Source organism: Alcanivorax sediminis (assembly GCF_009601165.1).
GTDB lineage: Bacteria > Pseudomonadota > Gammaproteobacteria > Pseudomonadales > Alcanivoracaceae > Alcanivorax > Alcanivorax sediminis.
Genome location: NZ_WIRE01000003.1, coordinates 1 through 23,550, shown reverse-complemented (window position 1 = coordinate 23,550; position 23,550 = coordinate 1). Strand labels below are relative to the sequence as shown.

Sequence of the window (23,550 nt, the reverse complement as noted above, 5' to 3'; positions counted from 1 at the left end):
GGGGCAGCTAGACCTTCGGGCAAAAAACACAGAAGGAGTACCCGATCCTGGCTCGCCATAGCACAAACAAAAAAAGGGCCGCCGAAGCGACCCTTTCCTTGATACCGGGTAACGAATTACTCGGTGATCTTGGCTACCACGCCAGCGCCAACGGTACGGCCACCTTCGCGAATAGCGAAGCGCAGACCGTCTTCCATGGCGATCGGAGCGATCAGTTCAACGTTCATCTGAACGTTATCGCCCGGCATAACCATCTCAGTACCTTCCGGCAGAGTACAAGCACCGGTTACGTCAGTGGTACGGAAGTAGAACTGCGGACGGTAACCGTTGAAGAACGGAGTGTGACGACCACCTTCGTCCTTGCTCAGCACGTACACCTCAGCAACAAACTTGGTGTGCGGCTTGATGGAGCCCGGCTTGGCCAGTACCTGACCACGCTCAACTTCATCACGCTTGGTACCACGCAGCAGAACACCAACGTTCTCACCAGCGCGGCCTTCGTCCAGCAGCTTGCGGAACATTTCAACACCGGTACAGGTGGTCTTGGTGGTGTCGTGGATACCCACGATCTCGATTTCCTCACCCACCTTCACGATGCCACGCTCTACACGGCCGGTTACCACGGTACCACGACCAGAGATGGAGAAGACGTCTTCGATCGGCATCAGGAACGCGCCATCGACCGCACGCTCCGGCTCAGGGATGTACTCGTCCAGGGTCTCAACCAGCTTCTGTACTGCCGGCATACCGATCTCGCTGGTATCGCCTTCCAGAGCCTTCAGAGCAGAACCCTTGATGATCGGAGTGTCGTCGCCCGGGAAGTCGTAGTCGCTCAGCAGCTCACGAATTTCCATTTCAACCAGCTCGAGCAGCTCTTCATCGTCAACCATGTCCGCTTTGTTCAGGAACACAACGATGTAAGGTACGCCAACCTGACGAGACAGCAGGATGTGCTCGCGAGTCTGCGGCATCGGGCCATCAGCTGCGGAACATACCAGGATCGCACCGTCCATCTGGGCAGCACCGGTGATCATGTTTTTCACATAATCAGCGTGCCCGGGGCAGTCTACGTGGGCGTAGTGACGAGTCGGGGAATCGTACTCCACGTGAGAGGTAGCGATGGTGATACCACGCTCACGCTCTTCCGGAGCATTGTCGATACCGTCGAAGGCAACAGCGTTACCGCCCCATACTTCCGCACATACACGAGTCAGCGCAGCGGTAAGAGTAGTTTTACCATGGTCAACGTGACCGATGGTGCCTACGTTTACGTGCGGTTTATTACGTTCAAACTTTTCCTTTGCCACGGCTCTATACCCTTAACAAATTAACCGTAAATTTAAGATTTCTTGCCGCTGATAACTTCTTCAGCGATGTTCTTCGGTGCTTCAGAGTACTTCAGGAACTCCATGGAGTAGCTGGCACGACCCTGAGACATGGAACGCAGGTCAGTAGCGTAACCGAACATTTCGGAGAGCGGAACCTCAGCGCGGATTACTTTACCGGCCATGGTGTCTTCCATGCCCTGTACCATGCCGCGACGACGGTTCAAATCGCCCATCACGTCACCCATGTAGTCTTCCGGGGTAACCGCTTCAACTTTCATGATTGGCTCGAGCAGTACCGCGCCGGCTTCCTTGGCTGCATTCTTAACAGCCAGAGCACCCGCCATACGGAAAGCGTTTTCGTTGGAATCCACCTCATGGTAGGAACCATCGTACAGCGTCGCCTTCACACCCAGGATCGGGTAACCGGCCAGAACACCAGCCTTCAGCTGCTCGTCGATACCCTTCTGTACAGCACCGAAGTATTCCTTCGGAACGGTACCACCGTGGATTTCCTCAGCGAACTGGAACTCTTCATCACGATCAATAGGCTCGAAGCGAACCTTAACGTGACCGTACTGACCACGACCACCGGACTGCTTGACGAACTTGCCGTCAACGTCGGCGCCCTTGGTGAAGGTTTCACGGTAGGCTACCTGCGGTGCACCTACGTTACATTCAACCTTGAACTCACGCTTCATGCGGTCAACGATGATGTCCAGGTGAAGCTCGCCCATACCGGAAATAATGGTCTGGCCGGATTCTTCATCGGTCTTCACGCGGAAGGAGGGATCTTCCTGAGCCAGACGACCCAGTGCCAGACCCATCTTTTCCTGGTCTGCCTTGGACTTCGGCTCAACCGCTACGGAAATTACCGGCTCCGGGAATTCCATACGCTCAAGCACGATCACCTTGTTCAGGTCACACAGGGTGTCACCGGTGGTGATGTCTTTCAGGCCCACACAGGCAGCGATGTCACCGGCCAGAACTTCCTTGATCTCTTCACGGGAGTTCGCGTGCATCTGCAGCAGACGACCCACACGCTCTTTCTTCTGGCGTACGGAGTTCATTACGCTGTCACCGGAGTTCAGGACACCGGAGTACACGCGAATGAAGGTCAGGGAACCTACAAACGGGTCGGTGGCGATCTTGAAAGCCAGCGCGGAGAACGGTGCGTCATCAGATGACTCACGGGCCTCAACAGTTTCACCGTCTTCCAGAACACCCTGGATCGCTTTTACTTCGTCCGGGGCAGGCAGGAACTCGATAACCGCATCCAGCAGCGCCTGAACGCCCTTGTTCTTGAACGCAGAGCCGTTCAGAGCCAGAACGATTTCGTTGGCCAGAACCTGCTGACGCAGACCCGCCTTGATTTCGTCATTGGAAAGGTCACCTTCTTCCAGGTACTTTTCCATCAGCTCTTCAGAGCCTTCGGCAGCGGCCTCAACCATCTGCTCGTGCAATTCTTCACAACGCGCCTTGATGTCTTCCGGGATGTCCTTCTCTTCGTAGGTCATACCCATGTCGTCTTCGTTCCAGAAGATAGCCTTCATCCGGATCAGGTCGACAACACCCTTGAAGTCATCTTCAGCACCGATGTTGTACTGGATCGGTACAACCTTGGCACCCAGACGGTTACGGATCTGGTCGCATACGCGGTCGAAGTTGGCACCGGCACGGTCCATCTTGTTGACGAACACGATACGCGGTACTTCGTATTTGTTGGCCTGACGCCATACAGTCTCGGACTGCGGCTCAACACCGGAAGAACCACAGAACACCACCACGGCACCATCCAGTACACGCAGGGAACGCTCTACCTCAATGGTAAAGTCCACGTGTCCGGGAGTATCGATGATGTTGATGCGGTGCTGGTCGTACTGCTGATCCATACCTTGCCAGAAGGTAGTAGTCGCAGCAGAGGTAATGGTAATACCACGCTCCTGCTCCTGCTCCATCCAGTCCATGGTAGCCGCACCGTCGTGTACCTCACCGATTTTGTGGGATACACCAGTGTAGAAAAGAATACGCTCGGTAGTGGTGGTCTTGCCCGCATCTACGTGCGCACAGATACCGATGTTGCGATAGCGATTAAGAGGAGTCTTACGAGCCACGCTGCTAACCTCGATTCACTGGTTCAAATACAAAAACCGGCCTGATCGCAGGCCGGTTTACTCGATTGCCTTCTGCCTTAGAAGCGGAAGTGGGAGAACGCCTTGTTGGCTTCGGCCATACGATGCACGTCTTCACGCTTCTTCATCGCGGAGCCTTTACCTTCGGCGGCATCCAGCACTTCACCAGCCAGGCGGGCCGGCATGCTCTTCTCGCCCCGTTTACGGGCGGCGTCTACCAACCAGCGCATGGCCAGTGCGGTACGACGGCTCGGGCGAACTTCAACAGGAACCTGGTAGGTAGCACCACCCACACGGCGGCTCTTTACCTCGACGGCCGGACGGATATTGTCCAGGGCCTTCTCGAACAGCTCCAGGGAGTCACCGCCCTTGCGCTCTTCGATGATTTCCAGCGCACCGTACACGATACGCTCAGAAACGGACTTCTTGCCACTCACCATTACATGGTTCATGAATTTTGCCAGCAACTGGCTTCCAAACTTAGGATCCGGAAGGATCTCACGTTTGGCAACAACGCGACGTCTTGGCATCGGATGTGTTCCTCTAACGTTCCCGCTTTGGGCGGGGAAAGCTTCAGGTAATTCCGGAACAGAGTCCGGACCTTACTCATCCCTCTGCAGCTCTATTGAGCTACAGCATTCAGAAAAGGTAGCTCAATTATTTCTTCGGACGCTTGGCGCCATACTTGGAGCGACGCTGCTTGCGATCCTGCACACCTGCCGTATCCAGGGTTCCACGAACAGTGTGGTAGCGCACACCGGGAAGGTCTTTTACACGACCGCCACGGATCAGAACTACGGAGTGCTCCTGCAGGTTATGACCTTCACCACCGATGTAGGAAGATACTTCATAACCATTGGTCAGACGCACACGACACACTTTACGCAGTGCGGAGTTCGGCTTCTTCGGGGTAGTGGTATACACCCGAGTGCAAACGCCGCGACGCTGGGGGCAGCCCTGCAGGGCTACGGAGTCGCTCTTTTCTACCTTGCTTTTGCGCGGCTTGCGCACCAGCTGGTTTACAGTTGCCATGAAACTACTGCCTCACGCTTACAGTTCTGTGACAAAAACCGCATATCACGGCCAATATCACCCATTTACCACCCATAAAATATGGGGGCAGCGATTGTAGGGACACCCCGGCATCCCGTCAAGGCTACCAGGGTGTCCCTGTCCCCTCCCGAAAGAGGGGAATTCTGCAGGAGCGCTCCTGAAAGGGCGCCCCTTGGCTCGCCAGCCTTACTCGTCAGAAGAGCTGAGAGCCTCGGACAGGGCGGCTTCCACCTCGTCCATGGTTGGAGCCTCCGGGCCGCGCGCGTCTTCGCGCTGGCGACGGCGATCCATGTGGTAGGCGTAGCCGGTACCGGCCGGGATCAGACGACCCACTACCACGTTTTCCTTCAGGCCGCGCAGATCATCTTCCTTACCTGTTACTGCCGCTTCGGTCAGTACCCGGGTGGTCTCCTGGAAGGAGGCCGCGGAGATGAAGGACTCGGTGGCCAGAGACGCCTTGGTGATACCCAGCAGCTGACGCTCATACTGGGGCAGCATCTTGTCTTCGGCCTTGAGGCGCTCGATCTCTTCCATCACGCGAGCGTATTCAGCCTGCTCACCCTTGATGAAGGAGGACTCGCCCACTTCCAGAATCTCCACTTTACGCAGCATCTGGCGGATGATGGTCTCAATGTGCTTGTCATTGATCTTCACACCCTGCAGTCGGTAAACCTCCTGCACTTCGTTAACGATGTAACGGGCCAGTTCGGATTCGCCTTTCAGACGCAGGATGTCATGCGGATTCAGCGGGCCATCTGAAACGACTTCGCCTTTCTCCACACGCTCACCTTCGAACACGTTCAGCTGGCGCCACTTGGGAATCAGCTCTTCGTAGGTGTCATCGCTGTTGTCCGGGGTAATGACCAGACGAACCTTGCCTTTGGTTTCCTTGCCGAAGGACACGGTACCGGTCTTCTCGGCGAGGATGGCGGCTTCCTTCGGGTTACGGGCTTCGAACAGATCCGCAACACGGGGCAGACCACCGGTAATGTCACGGGTCTTGGAGGATTCCTGCGGAATCCGCGCAATCACGTCACCGACACCGATGCTGGCACCATCCTTGAGACCACACAGCGCGCCCCCCGGGAGGAAGTACTGGGCCGGCATGTCAGTGTTAGGCATCACAACAGGCTTACCCTTGCCGTCTACAACACGTACGACAGGACGCATGTCCTTGCCCGCGGAGGGACGGTTCTGGGAACCGAGCACTTCGATGTTGGTCAGGCCGGTCAGCTCGTCGGTCTGGTGGTTCACGGTGATACCTTCTTCCATATCACCGAACTGCACCTTACCTTCCACTTCCGCGATGATCGGGTGTGTATGCGGATCCCAGGTTGCAACAACCCGACCGCCTTCGATCACATCACCTTCGTTCACCGTCACGGTAGCACCGTAGGGCAGCTTGTAACGCTCACGCTCACGACCCAGCTCATCGGCAACCGCCAGGTCAGCTGAACGGGAAACGATCACCAGGCCGTCCTTGTGCTGCACGTGCTTGGCATTGTGGAAACGTACCTTACCACCGTGCTTGATCTGGATGCTGGATACCGCAGATGCCCGGCTCGCCGCACCACCAATGTGGAAGGTACGCATGGTCAGCTGGGTACCCGGCTCACCGATGGACTGGGCAGCGATAACACCGACTGCCTCACCCACGTTGACCTGATGGCCACGGGCCAGATCACGACCGTAACAGGTGGAACACACACCCCAACGGGTGGAACAGGTAATCGGTGAGCGCACCAGCACTTCGTCGACACCCTTGGATTCCAGCAGCTCTACCCACACTTCATCCAGCAGCGTGCCGGCTTCCACGACGACTTCGTCCTGGTTGAGCGGGTTGAGAACGTCACGGGCAACCACACGACCGAGTACACGCTCGCGCAGCGGCTCTACCACGTCACCGCCTTCGATCAGCGGAGTCATCAGCAAGCCTTCTTCGGTGCCACAATCGATCTCGTTAACCACCAGATCCTGTGCCACGTCAACCAGACGACGGGTCAGGTAACCGGAGTTCGCAGTCTTCAGAGCGGTATCCGCCAGACCTTTACGAGCACCGTGAGTGGAGATGAAGTACTGGAGTACGTTCAGACCCTCACGGAAGTTGCTGGTAATGGGGGTCTCGATGATGGAGCCATCCGGCTTGGCCATCAGACCACGCATACCGGCCAGCTGACGAATCTGAGCCGCGGAACCCCGCGCCCCGGAATCGGCCATCATGAAGATGGAGTTGAAGGAGCCCTGCTCCTCGTCCTTGCCGTCGCGGTTCTTGACCACTTCGACACGGAGATTTTCCATCATCGCCTTGGCGATCTGGTCATTGGTACGCGCCCAGATATCCACAACCTTGTTGTAACGCTCACCGCGGGTGACCAGACCGGAAGCAAACTGCTCCTCGATCTCGCGCACTTCCTCTTCGGCAGCGTCGATCATGGTGTACTTGGCATCCGGGATCACCATGTCTTCCACACCAATGGAGGAACCGGACAGGGTAGCTTCACGGAAGCCCAGGTACATCAGCTGGTCAGCAAAGATACAGGTCTCTTTGGTACCCAGAATACGGTAGCAGGTGTTCAGCAGCTTGCTGATGGCCTTCTTGGTCATGTTCTGGTTGACCATGTCGAAGCCCAGACCTGCCGGCACGATATCCCACAGCTTACAACGGCCGGGGGTGGTATCGGCGATGAAGGTACGCTCTTCCACGTTACCTTCCTGGTCTTTCACCACTTCGTGAACACGCACTTTAACGCGGGCGTGCAGGTGCACCTGCTTGTTGGCCAGGGCGCGCATCACTTCCTTGGTGTCGGCAAATACCTGGCCTTCACCCTGGGCGTTAACGCGATCACGGCTGATGTAGTACAGACCCAATACCACGTCCTGGGTCGGACCGATGATGGGCTCACCATTGGCCGGCGACAGGATGTTGTTGGTAGACATCATCAGCGCACGGGCTTCGAGCTGGGCTTCCAGGGTCAGCGGTACGTGTACCGCCATCTGGTCACCGTCGAAGTCCGCATTGAACGCCGCACACACCAGCGGGTGCAGCTGGATGGCCTTACCTTCGATCAGTACAGGTTCGAACGCCTGGATACCCAGACGGTGAAGCGTGGGTGCACGGTTCAGCATCACCGGGTGTTCGCGAATGACTTCGGCGAGGATATCCCACACCTCAGCGGTTTCGCGCTCCACCATCTTCTTGGCCGCCTTGATGGTGGTCGCCAGACCACGGGCTTCCAGCTTGGCGAAGATGAACGGCTTGAACAGCTCCAGCGCCATTTTCTTGGGCAGACCACACTCGTGCAGCTTGAGGGTCGGACCTACCACGATCACGGAACGGCCGGAGTAATCAACACGCTTACCCAGCAGGTTCTGACGGAAACGACCCTGCTTACCCTTGATCATGTCAGCAAGGGACTTCAGCGGACGCTTGTTGGAACCAGTGATGGCACGGCCGCGACGACCGTTATCCAGCAGCGCATCCACAGATTCCTGCAGCATACGCTTTTCGTTACGCACGATGATGTCCGGGGCGCTCAGGTCCAGTAGACGCTTGAGACGGTTGTTCCGGTTGATCACACGGCGATACAGATCGTTGAGATCAGAAGTGGCAAAACGACCACCGTCCAGGGGTACCAGCGGACGCAGATCCGGCGGCAGAACCGGCAGGACCGTCAGGATCATCCACTCAGGCGCATTACCGGAATCGCGGAACGCTTCCATCAGCTTGAGACGCTTGGACAGCTTCTTCAGCTTGGTATCGGAATTGGTGGATTCCACTTCTTCACGGAGGATCTTGATCTCTTCATCCAGATCCAGCTCCATGAGCAGCTGCTGAATAGCTTCGGCACCCATCTTGGCTTCGAATTCGTCACCGAATTCTTCCAGGGCATCAAAGTATTCTTCGTCAGTCAGCAGCTGGCCGCGATCCAGGGTAGTCATGCCAGGCTCGGTGACCACAAAGGATTCGAAGTACAGCACACGCTCGATATCACGCAGGGTCATATCCAGCATCAGGCCGATACGGGACGGCAGTGACTTCAGGAACCAGATGTGTGCGGTAGGGCTCGCCAGTTCAATGTGGCCCATACGCTCACGGCGTACCTTGGAGAGGGTAACTTCAACGCCACACTTCTCACAGATAACGCCACGGTGCTTCAAGCGCTTGTACTTACCGCACAGACATTCGTAGTCCTTGATCGGACCAAAGATACGCGCACAAAACAGACCATCACGCTCAGGCTTGAACGTGCGGTAGTTAATGGTCTCAGGCTTTTTCACTTCGCCAAAAGACCAGGAGCGGATCAGATCCGGCGGCGCGAGCGCGATGCGGATCTTGTCAAACTCCGTGACTTGTCCCTGACTTTTGAGCAGATTCAGCAAGTCTTTCAAGGCCAGTCCTCCGTAGTGAGCTTTCGCTCGAGATTCTTTCCTAAACCCGGGTACACAGTGGCTCCGCACTCAATGGTGCGGAGCCCACTGCCTTAGTCGTTTTCCAGCTCGATATTGATACCGAGAGAACGGATTTCCTTCAGCAATACGTTGAAGGATTCCGGCATACCCGGATCCATGCGGTGATCGCCGTCGACGATGTTCTTGTAAACGCGAGTACGGCCGTTTACGTCGTCAGACTTGACGGTGAGCATTTCCTGCAAGGTGTACGCTGCGCCATAGGCTTCCAGCGCCCACACTTCCATCTCACCGAAGCGCTGACCACCGAACTGCGCCTTACCACCCAGCGGCTGCTGGGTAACCAGGCTGTAGGAGCCGGTGGAACGGGCATGCATCTTGTCGTCCACCAGGTGGTTCAACTTCAGCATGTACATGTAGCCAACAGTGACCTTGCGATCGAACATCTCGCCGGTACGGCCATCCCACAGCTGAATCTGACCCGATGTATCGTGGCCAGCCAGCTCCAGCAGTTCCTTGATCTCGAACTCTTTGGCACCGTCGAATACGGCGGTAGCCATGGGCACGCCGCCCACCAGGTTCTTGGCCAGCTCGAGAATTTCGTCATCGCTGAAGCTGTCCAGGTCTTCCGGAGAGCCGCCTGCGCCTGCCTTGTTGTAGATCTTGTCGAGGAAGCTGCGAATATCAGCAATCTTCTTCTGAGCGGCCAGCATCTCGCCGATACGCTCACCAAGACCCTTGGCAGCCCAACCCAGGTGGGTTTCCAGAATCTGCCCCACGTTCATACGGGACGGTACACCCAGCGGGTTCAAGACCACATCAACCGGCACGCCGTTTTCGTCATACGGCATATCTTCTTCCGGCATGATCACGGAGATCACACCTTTGTTACCGTGACGACCGGCCATCTTGTCACCGGGCTGGATGCGACGCTTGATAGCCAGGTAAACCTTGACCACTTTGAGGACACCGTGAGCCAGATCGTCACCACCGGAGATCTTGGCCTGCTTGTCCTTGTAACGCTCATCCTGCTCTTTCTTGTGCTGCTCCAGGTACTGCTGGGCGCGCTCAAGCTGCTCGGCAACGTCCTCGTCAGCCGGACGCAGTTCGAACCACTTGTCAGCATCCAGACCATCCAGCATCTCACCGGTCAGCTCAGTACCACGCTTGAAGCCTGCACCGCCATTGACCTTCTTGCCTACCATAACGGTACGCAGACGCTCGAGGATGTCCTTCTCGAGAATGCGGTACTCATCCTTCAGATCCTTGCGGAACTGTTCGAGTGCGCTTTGCTCGATTTGACGGGCACGCTCGTCTTTTTCCACGCCATCGCGGGTGAAGACCTGCACGTCAATAACAGTACCTTTAACGCCGGAAGACACACGCAGAGAAGTGTCTTTCACGTCAGAGGCTTTCTCACCGAAGATGGCACGCAGCAGCTTCTCTTCCGGGGTCAGCTGGGTTTCACCTTTCGGTGTTACCTTGCCCACCAGAATGTCACCGGCTTCCACTTCCGCACCAATGTAAACGATGCCGGACTCATCCAGCTTGGACAGTGCCGCTTCGCCCACATTAGGGATATCCGCAGTAATCTCTTCCGGACCCAGCTTGGTGTCACGGGCAATCGCGGTGAGCTCCTGAATGTGGATAGAAGTGAAGCGATCTTCCTTCACCACTTTCTCGGAGATGAGGATGGAATCCTCGAAGTTGTAACCATTCCAGGGCATGAACGCCACGCGCATGTTCTGACCCAGGGCCAGTTCACCCATGTCAACGGAGGGACCGTCAGCCATGATGTCGCGGGCAGAAACCCGATCACCCACTTTCACCAACGGACGCTGGTTGATACAGGTGTTCTGGTTGGAACGGGTGTATTTGGTCAGGTTGTAGATATCAACACCTGCCTCACCCTCGGCCACTTCGTCATCGTTCACCTTCACGATGATCCGGGAAGCATCCACCTTGTCGACGATACCGCCACGGGTGGCCACCACACACACGCCGGAGTCACGGGCTACGTGACGCTCGAAACCGGTACCTACCAGCGGCTTGTCGGCACGCAGGGTCGGCACAGCCTGGCGCTGCATGTTGGAACCCATCAAGGCACGGTTTGCATCATCGTGCTCAAGGAACGGGATCAGGGACGCGGCCACGGATACCACCTGACGGGGAGAGACATCCATATGGGTAATGGTGTCACGCTCCATCACGGTAAATTCGTAGCGGTGACGTACCGTTACGAAGTCTTCCGCAAAACCACCGTCTTCCGTCATCTTCGCGTCCACCTGTGCGATCACGCACTCGGCTTCTTCGATAGCAGACAGGTATTCGATTTCTTCGCTGACCTTGCCATCGATCACCTTCAGATACGGAGACTCGAGGAAGCCGTACTCGTTGGCGCGGGCATAGGTGGCCAGGGAATTGATCAGACCGATGTTCGGACCTTCAGGGGTCTCGATCGGACACACACGACCATAGTGGGTCGGGTGAACGTCACGAACCTCAAAGCCGGCACGCTCACGGGTCAGGCCGCCCGGGCCCAACGCGGAAACACGACGCTTGTGAGTAATCTCGGACAGCGGGTTGTTCTGATCCATGAACTGGGACAGCTGTGAAGAGCCAAAGAACTCTTTCACCGCAGCCGCCACCGGCTTGGAGTTGATCAGATCCTGCGGCATCAGGCCTTCGGATTCAGCCAGGCTCAGACGCTCCTTGACCGCACGCTCGACACGCACCAGGCCAACCCGGAACTGGTTCTCGGCCATTTCACCCACAGAACGCACACGACGGTTACCCAGGTGATCGATATCGTCGACCACACCGTTACCGTTGCGGATGTCGACCAGGGTCTTCAGCACATCGATGATGTCAGAGGACTCTTCGCCCATCTGCTCAAAGTACTGCTTCCCTTCTTCATCGGTACGGGAGCTGAAGTAACGGCCATCGAACAGGATGCCCGGTCCGGTTTCGTCTTCACGACCGAGACGACGGTTGAACTTCATGCGACCCACACCAGACAGGTCGTAACGCTCGTCGGTGAAGAACAGGTTCTTGAACAGGTTTTCCGCCGACTCTTTCGTCGGAGGCTCACCCGGACGCATCATGCGATAGATCTCAACCAGCGCCTCCAGCGGAGTACGGGTCGGGTCGGCACGCAGGGTATCGGCGATGAATGGGCCGTTATCCAGGTCATTGGTGTACAGGGTTTCAAACTCGTTAATACCTGCAGCTTCCAGCTTTTCGAGGGTTTCGGCTGTCAGTTCGGTATTACACTCGATCAGCACCTCACCGGTGTCCTGATCAATGATGGACTTCGCCAGGTACTTGCCCTGCAGATATTCAGCAGGAATTTCAAGATACTCAAGACCGGCTTGTTCCAGCTGACGGATGTGGCGGGCAGTGATACGACGGCCACGCTCAACAACCACTTCGCCATCAGCGAGGATGTCAAAGGTTGCAGTCTCACCACGCAGACGCTCCGGCACCAGCTTCATACGGTACAGGCCGTCTTCTGCCACGATTTCATTGGTGTCGAAGAACATCTCCAGCACTTCGTCGGAGGTGTAACCCAATGCACGCAGCAGAATGGTCGCCGGCAGTTTGCGGCGACGGTCGATCCGGACATAGACCATGTCTTTCGGATCGAATTCGAAGTCCAGCCATGAACCACGGTAAGGAATCACCCGGGCAGAATACAGCAGCTTGCCGGAGGAGTGAGTCTTGCCCTTGTCATGGTCGAAGAAGACACCGGGTGAACGGTGCAACTGGGACACGATTACACGCTCGGTACCATTGATCACGAAGGTACCGTTTTCGGTCATCAGGGGAATCTCACCCATGTAGACCTGTTGTTCACGAATATCCTTGATCGCCCCGGAAGACTCACGGTCATAAATGACAAGGCGAATGCGCACGCGCAGCGGCGCGGCATAGGTGGTACCGCGGATGATGCACTCTTTAACATCAAACACGGGCTTGCCGAACTCGTAGCCGGCATACTCCAGTGCTGCGTTACCTGAATAACTGGCAATCGGGAATACTGACCGGAAAGCCGCTTCCAGACCGCTATCCAGACGCTCTTCTGCACTTTTGTCCTGCTGCAGGAATTTGCGGTAGGAATCGAGCTGGATTGCCAGAAGGTAGGGAACATCCATCACCTTCGGCAACTTGCCGAAATCTTTGCGGATCCGCTTTTTCTCAGTAAATGAGTATGCCATCTGCGTTCCTCAGCTGTTGATCTATCACCACCTGGTGATATTTCTGCATGAAACCCCTCACACAGAAACGACAAAAGGCTGGCAGCCAAATAGCTGCCAGCCGGCGTCTTTCCGCCAGATGGCGGAAAGACAAAGCGCCAATGCGCTTACTTGAGCTCGGCAGTACCGCCAGCCTCTTCGATCTTTTTCTTGATCTCTTCGGCTTCGTCTTTGCCAGCGCCTTCCTTAACAGGAGCAGGAGCGCCTTCAACCAGCTCTTTGGCTTCTTTCAGACCCAGGCCAGTTACTTCACGTACGGCCTTGATCACGCCAACTTTCTTGTCGCCGAAACCGGTCAGGATGACGTCGAAATCGGTCTTCTCTTCGGCAGCTTCGCCAGCAGCAGCAGGGCCAGCAGCAACAGCTACGGCAGCAGCAGAAACGTTGAATTTCTCTTCGAACGCTTCGATCAGCTCAACCAGTTCCAGTACAGACAGTTCAGCAACTGCATTCAGGATATCTTCTTTGGACATTGCCATTTTAACTTCTCCAAATCTTGATGATGTGCGGTTCAGGAGCCGATCAGGCTGCCTCACCTTCGTTCTGTTCTTTAAGCGCAGTCAGCAAACGGCCAAACTTGGAAACCGGAGCCTGCAGTACAGACACCAGGCTGGTAAGAGCCTGTTCGCGGTTCGGCAGTTTTGCCAGTACATCGATTTCTGCGCCAGAATAGAGCTTGCCTTCGTACAGACCGGTCTTCAGCTCCAGCTGGTCATTGTCCTTGGCGAAGTCCTTGAACAGACGGGCAGCAGCGCCCATGTCTTCCTCGGACAGCGACATAGCAATGATGGTCGGACCAATCAGCGACTCGTTCAGCAGCTCAAGATCGGTACCTTCAAAGGCACGACGAGCCAGCGTGTTACGAATAACACGCAGGTAAACGTTCTGCTGACGCGCCTTCGAACGAAGCTCGGTCAACTGAGCAACGTTCAAGCCACGATAGTCGGCGACCACAGCGGAGAATGCACCCAGTGCGGCTTTATTTACCGCGGCGACAATCTCTTTCTTGTCTTCTAGTCTCAGAGCCACTGTGTAACCTCCTCGATGAATACAACCGGTCGAAACCGGCCACCCATTTATGAATTCGCTAGCGAACTCATACGCGGGGGTCACAGCGAAACCTGAACCACACCGCGTCTACGCAGGCTGATGGTTTAAGCCTTATCCGGGAGAACCCGCCAAGGCGCCTGTGGTCTTTGACGCTCCGGCAGCAAGCTGCCGAAATCAAAGTCCTTGTTGGTGCACCGCCTGAGCGGTGCACCGAATGCTTTACATCGCCAGGGATGCGGGATCGATAGTCAGACCCGGGCCCATGGTGGTGGAGAGGGTCACTTTCTTGAAGTAAGTGCCCTTGGCAGAAGACGGCTTGGCTTTCTTCAGGTCAGCCAGCAGTGCTTCCACGTTTTCCTTGATGGCGGTGTTATCGAAACCAACCTGACCCACGGTGCAGTGGATAATGCCACCCTTGTCGGTACGGTAACGCACCTGACCACCCTTGGCGTTTTTCACAGCCTGGGCAACATCAGGAGTTACGGTGCCAACTTTCGGGTTCGGCATCAGGCCACGCGGGCCCAGGATAGTACCGAGCTTGCCCACAACGCGCATGGCGTCCGGGGAAGCGATAACCACGTCGAAGTTGATTTCGCCGGCCTGAACCTGTTCAGCCAGATCATCAAAACCTACCACGTCAGCGCCAGCTTCCTTTGCTTCTTCGGCTTTGGCGCCTTGGGCAAACACAGCAACGCGAACGGTTTTACCAGTACCGTGAGGCAGTACAGAAGCACCACGCACGTTCTGATCGGATTTACGCGGGTCAACACCCAGGTTTACCGCTACATCTACAGACTCTTTGAACTTCACGCCAGACAGCTCAGTCAGCAGGGCAACAGCCTCTTCTACCTGGTACAGTTTGCCGGATTCTACTTTCTCGCGGATGGCGCGCAGACGCTTGGACAGTTTAGCCATTGGTTAACCCTCCACATCCAGGCCCATGGAACGAGCAGAGCCCGCAATAGTGCGAACAGCGGCATCCAGATCAGCGGCAGTCAGATCAGGCTCTTTAGCCTTGGCGATCTCTTCCAGCTGAGCGCGGGTTACCTTGCCCACTTTCTTGGTGTTCGGCTCACCAGAACCGCTTTTGATCTTGGCTGCTTTTTTCAGCAGGTAAGATGCCGGCGGGGTTTTCATGGTGAACGTAAAAGAACGATCACTGTAGACAGTGATAACAACTGGAACCGGCGCACCAGCATCCATTTGCTGAGTCTGGGCGTTGAACGCCTTACAGAACTCCATGATGTTCACACCGTGCTGACCCAGTGCAGGACCAACCGGCGGTGACGGGTTAGCCTGACCAGCTGCAACCTGCAGCTTGATGTAGGCTTGTACTTTCTTCGCCATTTTCAGACTCCTTGGGTGCAAGCGCCTCGCTTAGAGCGGGCTCCCCTCAGGTTGTCAAAACGCCCCGGCCGCCATCAGGCGACCGGGGCTCCCAAATACTTTTCCCGGACCGGAATCAGGTCTTCTCTACCTGACCAAACTCCAGTTCTACGGGCGTGGAACGACCGAAGATCATTACCGCCACCTGAAGGCGACTCTTCTCGTAATTCACTTCTTCGATCACACCATTGAAATCTGCGAACGGACCATCGTTGACCCGCACCACTTCGCCCGCTTCGAACAGTGTCTTCGGCTTTGGCTTTTCTACGGCGTCATCCATACGCTGCAGGATGGCATCCGCCTCTTTCTTGGTAATCGGAGAAACGCGACCCGGGTTCTTCGGATCTTCACCGATAAAGCCCATCACCTTTGGGGTCTCTTTGACCAGGTGCCAGGAGTCATCGCACATTTCCATTTCCACCAGAACATAGCCGGGGAAGAATTTGCGCTCGGACTTGCGCTTCTGGCCACCCTTGATCTCCACCACTTCTTCGGTAGGAACCAGAATGTCGCCAAAAAGCTCTTCCATAGAACGCAATTTAACGCGCTCTTCAAGGGCGCGTTTTACGTGCTTCTCGAAACCTGAATAGGCATGTATCACATACCAGCGCTTAGCCATGTAAACCCCTTAACCAATCACCCAGGACATCAGGCCACCCAAAATCCAGTCGAGCACAAACAGCAGCAAGGCCACCAGTACCACAAACACCAGAACAATCAAGGTGGTCTGCAGGGTTTCCTGACGGGTTGGCCAAACAATCTTGCGCAACTCCACCATGGAATCCTTGCGCAACTGATTGAACGCCTTACCCTGCTCAGTCTGCAGAGCGACAAAGACGGCGATCAGCGCCACAGCTACGACGCCAACAACCCGATAAAGGGTAGGCTGATCGGAGAAATAGCTATTACCGACTACGGCAGCAGCCACAAAACCCACTACCAGCAACCACTTCACAGCCTCTAAAGCTGCGGAGCCGGAATGTGCTTCAGTTTTCTCGCTCATCGGACGATGCACCCTACCACCCAAGATCACCTTGGGAAAATTGGCAGGCCAGGAGGGACTCGAACCCCCAACAGCCGGTTTTGGAGACCGGTGCTCTACCAATTGAACTACTGGCCTGTAACTTTGAAACGTTTAAAACAAAACAGGGTGGCAGGCATGCCTGCCACCCTTTATCTCCGAGAGATTACTCGGTGATCTTGGCTACCACGCCAGCGCCAACGGTACGGCCACCTTCGCGAATAGCGAAGCGCAGACCGTCTTCCATGGCGATCGGAGCGATCAGTTCAACGTTCATCTGAACGTTATCGCCCGGCATAACCATCTCAGTACCTTCCGGCAGAGTACAAGCACCGGTTACGTCAGTGGTACGGAAGTAGAACTGCGGACGGTAACCGTTGAAGAACGGAGTGTGACGACCACCTTCGTCCTTGCTCAGCACGTACACCTCAGCAACAAACTTGGTGTGCGGCTTGATGGAGCCCGGCTTGGCCAGCACCTGACCACGCTCAACTTCATCACGCTTGGTACCACGCAGCAGAACACCAACGTTCTCACCAGCGCGGCCTTCGTCCAGCAGCTTGCGGAACATTTCAACACCGGTACAGGTGGTCTTGGTGGTGTCGTGGATACCCACGATCTCGATTTCCTCACCCACCTTCACGATGCCACGCTCTACACGACCGGTTACCACGGTACCACGACCAGAGATGGAGAATACGTCTTCGATCGGCATCAGGAACGCGCCATCGACCGCACGCTCCGGCTCAGGGATGTACTCGTCCAGGGTCTCAACCAGCTTCTGTACTGCCGGCATACCGATCTCGCTGGTATCGCCTTCCAGAGCCTTCAGAGCAGAACCCTTGATGATCGGAGTGTCGTCGCCCGGGAAGTCGTAGTCGCTCAGCAGCTCACGAATTTCCATTTCAACCAGCTCGAGCAGCTCTTCATCGTCAACCATGTCCGCTTTGTTCAGGAACACAACGATGTAAGGTACGCCAACCTGACGAGACAGCAGGATGTGCTCGCGAGTCTGCGGCATCGGGCCATCAGCTGCGGAACATACCAGGATCGCGCCGTCCATCTGGGCAGCACCGGTGATCATGTTTTTCACATAATCAGCGTGCCCGGGGCAGTCTACGTGGGCGTAGTGACGAGTCGGGGAATCGTACTCTACGTGAGAGGTAGCGATGGTGATACCACGCTCACGCTCTTCCGGAGCATTGTCGATACCGTCGAAGGCAACAGCGTTACCGCCCCATACTTCCGCACATACGCGGGTCAGCGCAGCGGTCAGTGTGGTTTTACCATGGTCAACGTGGCCAATGGTGCCTACGTTTACGTGCGGTTTATTACGTTCAAACTTTTCCTTTGCCACGACTCTTCACCTCTCAACTTGGCTGCGCTTTCTCGCCATATGGCGTACATACAACCGAAAAGACACATTTAAGGACTGCATTCGACAAACGCAGGCCGCCTTGGCACCATCAAGACACATGAAGCCGGGCCCAGGATATACCTGGGCCCGGAAATTGGAGCTCATAACCGGATTTGAACCGGTGACCTCACCCTTACCAAGGGTGTGCTCTACCTACTGAGCTATATGAGCATAACCTTCATGCCATCTTGCGATGACCAAACTCTTCCGGAATTGGAGCGGGCAGCGGGAATCGAACCCGCATCATCAGCTTGGAAGGCTGAGGTTCTACCACTGAACTATGCCCGCAAACCTTCCGATGCCTTGCCAGCCTTCCGGCTTGCAGATCGCTAGCGATCTACTTTATCTGGTGGAGGGGGGAGGATTCGAACCTCCGAAGCTTTCGCGTCAGATTTACAGTCTGATCCCTTTGGCCACTCGGGAACCCCTCCAGAAAAGGGCCTACATTTTCTTTACGCCTCAACCACTTGTCAACATATTTTCAAGCAGTTAGCGACGACTTAAAGCTGGAGCTGGCGAGAGGAGTCGAACCCCCGACCGGCTGATTACAAATCAGCTGCTCTACCAACTGAGCTACGCCAGCTCATAAGGGTTGCGCATTCTATAGAAAGGAATTGGGGGGCGCAATCCAATTAAACGTCAAACGCCTAATAATTGCGCAGCCCTTCAGTTGCAGGAGACTCTATCGAGCTTAAGAGACTGATTTGCCTCAAGAAAAACTTTTACCTCTGGCTTATCAATCGCATTGGGATCAAGCAGATAAGCCCAGTACTCCGTCACCGTCTTGGAGGTTTCACGAACAAACGCCGGGTAACCGGCATTTCGCATCTTTACGCGTAAACCCTCAGCCGATTCAGCACTGGAGAAGTAACCGAGGGAAATGGCATTTGCGTCCTCTCCGTCCTTGACGATAAAGCTGTCCACGCCACGATCCTGCAATTCCTGCAGTACTACCAACGCCCTGTCACGACTTTCAAAGGGAGGCAGATACACCCAGCTAAGGCGATCCTTCTCAATTGCCAGCGCCCGAACTTTGGCAGACACACCCGCCGCCTGCAATTGAACCACTCCCGCTCGGGCAGCATCCTGATTTTCCCAGGGACCGATGACGGGACACAATGAGCCGGAAGAGACCGCCTTGCGAACGACCCGTCGCGACTGCGCCTGCTCAGAAAGCAAGGCCAGAGGCGCGCCCCCCTCCATTTCAGGGAGCTGGATGCTCACCACTCGAGCAGGTTCAGTCAGGCTTTTGGCAAGCTGGAGACCCAGGTAGACCAGGTTAATGACAAACAAACTATAAAAAATCCACCGCACGGGTGCTCCCCCACCTTATTCTTTATCAGCAGCAATACGCTCGAGACCATCAAGCACAAGGTCAGGAACATGCGTGAAGTCAAACCCGAAGGCGTCCATCAACGCTGGCGCATCGCCGCCCGTAATCAATACTTTGCAAGTATCATCAAGCACTTGGCGCAGTTCAAGCACCACCTCCGTGACGAAGGCCACAGACATGCGCAACAAACCGTTGTGCACACACTCAGCGGTACTTTTACCCAAGCCCAGCTGTGCGGAACCGGTCTCTACATGAACATCCGCCGTATCGCGCAATAAGGCACCGCGCAACATACCAAGACCCGGCACAATATAACCACCCAAAAACTGGCCACTGGCATTCACAGCATCAATGGTCAGCGCGCTACCACAGTCTACGATAATGCCCGCACCAAAGCGCTGATGGCATTCAACCATGGCAACCCAGCGATCCACCCCCAAACGGCGCGGCTCCGGATAACAGCTGGTTACGCCATAATCATCTGCCTGCGAATAATAGAATTGCGGTTCAACTCCCGTTTTAAGCCTCAGCGCATTCGCTATGTCTTTATCGGACTCAGCACCTGCAACAGATGCCACCCAGACAGATTCACAGCCACCGTCGACGCCAGCAATCGTTTCCACCACTTCTGCCCAGCGCCGCTCATGGCGACACCCGCCCTGCACAACGTCCGACCCAGAGCGCGCACGCCACTTGAGCGCGGTATTCCCCACATCCACAAACAATTTCATTGAATTCTCAAACTCACTTCGCCGCCATACAGCTCTTTCAGCCCTTCAGCGGTTTCCAGCCTCAGCGCCCCATCAGCCGAGACACCTGCAGCCACACCAGTCAGCACCTGCTCAGCTGACTGCACCTTCACGGTCTTGCCTGCGACCTGGTCATAGCGCTCATAGCGAGACACCAGGGGCGCAAAACCTTGCGTTGAAAATTCTTCCAGCATGATCAGCAGCCTTGAGAGTACCTCTGCTGCCACCTGGGTTCTTGTCGGCAGTTGATCCATCACACTGGCCAGATCCGTCCAGCGCTGATCAATCTGCTCCGCCTGAGCTGCTGTCATACGACCATTCAAGCCGACCCCAACAACCACATCGACACGACCATCCATCTCGCCAGCCAACTCAATAAGGACACCGCCCAGCTTTGCCCCATGAACCAGCAAATCATTGGGCCACTTCAGACCGACCGGCATTCCCGGCTGGATTGAGGTTAGTGCGTCCGCAACAGCAACACCCACAGCAAGACTGAGTCCTCCGAGCGCGCCAAACCCTCCCTGAATGGGATAACGAACGGAAAGATAATGGTTTGCAGCAAACGGCGACTGCCACTGCCTGCCTCTTCGCCCCCTTCCCGCCAACTGACATTCCGCCATAAACACGGCCGGACGACCAGCCTGATTGCTGGCTGCCAATGCATCCGCATTGGTGGAATCTGTAATCAGAGAATAATGAAGGTCGACGGGAGTAACCGTCTTTGAGAGATAGTCCTGAAGGTACTCAGCATCGAGAAGTTCAATGGGCTGCGCAAGCCGGTAACCCTTCCCTTTCACTGACTCCAGTGCCAGCCCGAAGTCGTTAAGGCGTTGCGCACGCTTCCAGACGGCAGCGCGTGATACACCCAATACCTCTCCGAGCTGAGAGCCGGAACGAAACTGGCCATCGGCCAGCAGGCGGATCAGTTGCTGATCCGCCTCCTTTAGGGTGCTCAAGCTTCCCAGACCACCCCTTTGGTTTTAGACCACTGCTTGATGCCCTCTGCATAATGCTCCTCAATCACATTACGCTTCAGTTTGAGAGTAGGAGTAATCATGTTGTTCTCCACGCTCCAGGCGTCCTTGCACACAATCAGGGTCGTCAGGCGCTCATGGGGATCGATCAGACCATTCACGTGCTTGAGGTGCTTCTCAAGCTCCTGGGTGAAATGCTCTTTCTCAGACTCGGAAGACAGACGAACCTGTTCTTCTGGAGTCAAGTTCAGCAGCGCTACAGGCTGCCCCATGCCCTCACCAATCACGCAGGCCAACTCCAGTCCAGGCAGGGTAACGATGTGGTTTTCGATCGGCACAGGCGCCACATACTTCCCTTTCTCGGTCTTGAAGATTTCCTTCACTCGACCGGTAATTTTCAGGCGACCCTTGGCGTCAATCTGGCCCTTGTCACCAGTATGCAGCCAGCCATCATCGGTGAGGTCTTCTGCCGTCTTCTCCGGCATTTTGTAGTAGCCCTTCATGTTGCCCAGGCTACGCACCATGATTTCACCATTCTCGGCAATACGGCACTCAACGCCGTCATTGGGGGTACCCACCCAACCAATTTGCTGATCACCCACCTCAGTGGTATGCGACCAGGCCAGGTTTTCGGTCATGCCGTACACCTCAAGAATCTCAAGCCCAAGCTTCTTGAACCAGGTGATGATCTCAGGAGACAGCGCTGCTGCTCCAGACAAGGCAATACGGCACTCATCCAGCCCCATGGCCCCGAGAACCTTTTTCTTGATGACCTTGTTCAAGAACGGAATTTTCAACAGGGTATTCAGCTTCTTGGGTGGAACCGCTTCGGATGCCTTCTGATAGAACTTTGACCAGATTCGCGGTACAGCGAAGAACACCGTCGGCTGGGCCCGCTTGATGTCCTCACCAAAGGTTTCGAGGGACTCTGCAAAGAAGACCTTGTTACCCACATAAAGCTGTGCAATTTCAACCGCCAGACGTTCAGCAACATGCGACAGCGGAAGATAGGAAATCATACGCTCGTCAGGCTGCAGATCGTAAACCTTGATCATCTTGCTACCCACGGTAGAAAGCGCCTGGAAGTCGTGCATCACGCCCTTCGGCATACCTGTCGTGCCAGAGGTGTACACAATGGTGGCCAGATCAGCGGGCTGCGGGGTGTAAATCTCTTCAATAGGAGCCGTGTCACGGATGATGTCCGTCCACATCGGGAATGCACTTTGCACGTCTTGCGGCGCCAGGGAGAAAGAAATCTGCTTCACACCGTCAGGAACGCCATCCTTCATGATGTCCCAATCATCCAGCTTGCCGACGAACAGCATCTTGGATTCACTGTGCTCCATGATCAGACGAACAGTTTCTGCCACCAGGGTCGGGTACAAGGGAACACTGACACCACCGGCCATCCAGATTGCCAGGTCAGCCATGATCCATTCTGCACAGTTCTTGGAAACCAGTGCGATGTGATCTCCCCGCTGCATGCCCTGGGATTGCAGGTAGGCCGCCATCTTGCGCGCCTCCAGCTCAATCTCTTTCCAGGTATACTCACGCACCTTGCCGCCACCCAGTGGCTGAACAAATGCCACGGCATCACCCTGCTGCTCAACGCGCTGCTGAAGCGCCTGCAGGGGGGTCGTTACGCTGGCTTTGTTTTCTGTTGTCATAATGCAAACCTTTTCCCAAATCCAAACAGTTGAAACGGCCCTCAAGGCGGAGCCGCTGCAGGCCAACCCTGCGAATCATCAAGGCGACTTCCCAGTGCGCCCCACCAAAACTGACTACGCTTACTCCCGATGCCTCTGCCACAGCACGCTATCGTGGTGACAGAAAAACAGGCTCAACCTTACCACTTTCCAAACCGGCAATGCAGAGTCCAGCGCAGAAAATTCGCACTGCTCTGCAGGCCAGAACAAGGGGAACGGATAGAGAATAGATGGCCAAAAGCGCGGGATAAAGAAGCAAACCGTTGATTATTTGTGATCCAGACCCATGAACAAAATTCATAATCTGCACATGGCCAGCAGCAATGACAGCGAACTTGCAGTGACAGCCGCCCCCAAGCTCCGCTTACCGAGCTCAGAGCAGACTAAAGTAAGCGGCTTTAGCAAGGGAAAATGCCACGCAAAAAGGCCTTTGCGAGCACGAAGGCCACGGGGTAGCTGTTTATCGCCTGACCTTCACGGCACCCGACAGGACTTTAGCGCCGGCACTCCAACGCTGGTCGGCATGACTGACGGCGACGGCAGGGGGCGTGTGGCCCAGCCAGGGGAAGCGCCTAAGACGAGCAGCGGTCCACTCCTCGACCCTCAACCCGCGCACCCCACACAACCCCCAATAACAAAAAGCCCCCGTTGCGTTAGCAACGGGGGCCTTTTGTTTATTTAAGAGCCTGACGATGACCTACTCTCACATGGGGAGACCCCACACTACCATCGGCGATG

Annotated in this window: 17 protein-coding genes and 5 tRNA genes; all 22 read right to left on the bottom strand. The window is 55.7% G+C overall.

Going from position 1 to position 23,550, the window contains the following annotated elements; translation table 11 throughout:
* Window positions 1–116 precede the first annotated feature (116 nt).
* The 22 genes from tuf (GFN93_RS15970) to GFN93_RS15865 all read right to left on the bottom strand — a co-directional run bounded on the left by tuf (GFN93_RS15970) (window position 117) and on the right by GFN93_RS15865 (window position 22,773).
* Window positions 117–1,307 (bottom strand): elongation factor Tu, encoded by a 1,191-nt coding sequence (gene tuf, locus GFN93_RS15970; protein ID WP_328594801.1) that lies wholly within the window; start codon window positions 1,305–1,307, stop codon window positions 117–119.
* Window positions 1,308–1,339: 32 nt separating this feature from the next.
* A complete protein-coding gene (gene fusA / locus GFN93_RS15965) occupies window positions 1,340–3,439 on the bottom strand; it encodes an elongation factor G (RefSeq protein ID WP_328594807.1) in 2,100 nt (699 codons plus the stop codon).
* Window positions 3,440–3,516: 77 nt separating this feature from the next.
* Window positions 3,517–3,987: a 30S ribosomal protein S7 gene (gene rpsG / locus GFN93_RS15960; RefSeq protein ID WP_153502310.1), complete on the bottom strand. Its 471-nt coding sequence runs from the start codon at window positions 3,985–3,987 to the stop codon at window positions 3,517–3,519.
* Window positions 3,988–4,114: 127 nt separating this feature from the next.
* Entirely contained in the window at window positions 4,115–4,489 is a 375-nt protein-coding gene (gene rpsL / locus GFN93_RS15955; protein ID WP_022986299.1) for a 30S ribosomal protein S12, read from the bottom strand.
* Window positions 4,490–4,696: 207 nt separating this feature from the next.
* Entirely contained in the window at window positions 4,697–8,899 is a 4,203-nt protein-coding gene (gene rpoC / locus GFN93_RS15950; RefSeq protein ID WP_153502309.1) for a DNA-directed RNA polymerase subunit beta', read from the bottom strand.
* Between the two features lie 92 nt (window positions 8,900–8,991).
* A complete protein-coding gene (gene rpoB, locus GFN93_RS15945; RefSeq protein WP_153502308.1) occupies window positions 8,992–13,134 on the bottom strand; it encodes a DNA-directed RNA polymerase subunit beta in 4,143 nt (1,380 codons plus the stop codon).
* A 146-nt stretch (window positions 13,135–13,280) separates the two neighbouring features.
* A complete protein-coding gene (gene rplL / locus GFN93_RS15940) occupies window positions 13,281–13,652 on the bottom strand; it encodes a 50S ribosomal protein L7/L12 (RefSeq protein WP_153502307.1) in 372 nt (123 codons plus the stop codon).
* 43 nt (window positions 13,653–13,695) lie between these two features.
* Window positions 13,696–14,202 carry a 50S ribosomal protein L10 gene (gene rplJ, locus GFN93_RS15935; protein WP_022986303.1) on the bottom strand — a complete coding sequence of 169 codons (507 nt, stop codon included), beginning with the start codon at window positions 14,200–14,202 and terminating at the stop codon, window positions 13,696–13,698.
* A gap of 240 nt (window positions 14,203–14,442) precedes the next feature.
* On the bottom strand, window positions 14,443–15,138 hold the full coding sequence (rplA, locus tag GFN93_RS15930) for a 50S ribosomal protein L1 (RefSeq protein ID WP_153502306.1): 696 nt from the start codon (window positions 15,136–15,138) through the stop codon (window positions 14,443–14,445).
* A gap of 3 nt (window positions 15,139–15,141) precedes the next feature.
* Window positions 15,142–15,570: a 50S ribosomal protein L11 gene (gene rplK / locus GFN93_RS15925; RefSeq protein WP_153502305.1), complete on the bottom strand. Its 429-nt coding sequence runs from the start codon at window positions 15,568–15,570 to the stop codon at window positions 15,142–15,144.
* A 115-nt stretch (window positions 15,571–15,685) separates the two neighbouring features.
* The gene (nusG, locus tag GFN93_RS15920) at window positions 15,686–16,228 is read right to left on the bottom strand and encodes a transcription termination/antitermination protein NusG (protein WP_153502304.1); all 543 of its coding nucleotides are present in this window, start codon (window positions 16,226–16,228) and stop codon (window positions 15,686–15,688) included.
* Between the two features lie 9 nt (window positions 16,229–16,237).
* Window positions 16,238–16,612 (bottom strand): preprotein translocase subunit SecE, encoded by a 375-nt coding sequence (gene secE, locus GFN93_RS15915; RefSeq protein WP_153502303.1) that lies wholly within the window; start codon window positions 16,610–16,612, stop codon window positions 16,238–16,240.
* A 41-nt stretch (window positions 16,613–16,653) separates the two neighbouring features.
* Window positions 16,654–16,729 (bottom strand) — tRNA-Trp (locus tag GFN93_RS15910).
* Between the two features lie 67 nt (window positions 16,730–16,796).
* Window positions 16,797–17,987 carry an elongation factor Tu gene (gene tuf, locus GFN93_RS15905; RefSeq protein WP_328594801.1) on the bottom strand — a complete coding sequence of 397 codons (1,191 nt, stop codon included), beginning with the start codon at window positions 17,985–17,987 and terminating at the stop codon, window positions 16,797–16,799.
* 155 nt (window positions 17,988–18,142) lie between these two features.
* Window positions 18,143–18,218: transfer RNA gene (locus GFN93_RS15900), tRNA-Thr, on the bottom strand.
* Window positions 18,219–18,261: 43 nt separating this feature from the next.
* Window positions 18,262–18,335: transfer RNA gene (locus tag GFN93_RS15895), tRNA-Gly, on the bottom strand.
* Between the two features lie 59 nt (window positions 18,336–18,394).
* Window positions 18,395–18,478 (bottom strand) — tRNA-Tyr (locus GFN93_RS15890).
* Between the two features lie 76 nt (window positions 18,479–18,554).
* A tRNA-Thr gene (locus tag GFN93_RS15885) sits at window positions 18,555–18,630 on the bottom strand.
* An 83-nt stretch (window positions 18,631–18,713) separates the two neighbouring features.
* Window positions 18,714–19,361 (bottom strand): SPOR domain-containing protein, encoded by a 648-nt coding sequence (locus GFN93_RS15880; protein ID WP_328594800.1) that lies wholly within the window; start codon window positions 19,359–19,361, stop codon window positions 18,714–18,716.
* Between the two features lie 15 nt (window positions 19,362–19,376).
* Window positions 19,377–20,111, bottom strand: coding sequence for a type III pantothenate kinase (locus GFN93_RS15875; RefSeq protein ID WP_153502302.1), 735 nt, complete (start codon window positions 20,109–20,111; stop codon window positions 19,377–19,379).
* Window positions 20,108–21,088 (bottom strand): bifunctional biotin--[acetyl-CoA-carboxylase] ligase/biotin operon repressor BirA, encoded by a 981-nt coding sequence (birA, locus tag GFN93_RS15870; RefSeq protein WP_235902101.1) that lies wholly within the window; start codon window positions 21,086–21,088, stop codon window positions 20,108–20,110. Before birA ends, GFN93_RS15875 begins: the two co-directional genes overlap by 4 nt.
* Window positions 21,085–22,773 (bottom strand): AMP-binding protein, encoded by a 1,689-nt coding sequence (locus GFN93_RS15865; RefSeq protein WP_153502300.1) that lies wholly within the window; start codon window positions 22,771–22,773, stop codon window positions 21,085–21,087. Before GFN93_RS15865 ends, birA begins: the two co-directional genes overlap by 4 nt.
* Window positions 22,774–23,550: the final 777 nt, after the last annotated feature.

Coding starts and splice junctions, on each gene's coding strand:
- GFN93_RS15865 (WP_153502300.1), bottom strand. CDS start 22,773: ATGACAACAGAAAACAAAGCCAGCGTAACGACCCCCCTGCAGGCGCTT.
- rpsL (WP_022986299.1), bottom strand. CDS start 4,489: ATGGCAACTGTAAACCAGCTGGTGCGCAAGCCGCGCAAAAGCAAGGTA.
- rpoB (WP_153502308.1), bottom strand. CDS start 13,134: ATGGCATACTCATTTACTGAGAAAAAGCGGATCCGCAAAGATTTCGGC.
- rplL (WP_153502307.1), bottom strand. CDS start 13,652: ATGGCAATGTCCAAAGAAGATATCCTGAATGCAGTTGCTGAACTGTCT.
- rpsG (WP_153502310.1), bottom strand. CDS start 3,987: ATGCCAAGACGTCGCGTTGTTGCCAAACGTGAGATCCTTCCGGATCCT.
- secE (WP_153502303.1), bottom strand. CDS start 16,612: ATGAGCGAGAAAACTGAAGCACATTCCGGCTCCGCAGCTTTAGAGGCT.
- rplA (WP_153502306.1), bottom strand. CDS start 15,138: ATGGCTAAACTGTCCAAGCGTCTGCGCGCCATCCGCGAGAAAGTAGAA.
- GFN93_RS15875 (WP_153502302.1), bottom strand. CDS start 20,111: ATGAAATTGTTTGTGGATGTGGGGAATACCGCGCTCAAGTGGCGTGCG.
- rplK (WP_153502305.1), bottom strand. CDS start 15,570: ATGGCGAAGAAAGTACAAGCCTACATCAAGCTGCAGGTTGCAGCTGGT.
- nusG (WP_153502304.1), bottom strand. CDS start 16,228: ATGGCTAAGCGCTGGTATGTGATACATGCCTATTCAGGTTTCGAGAAG.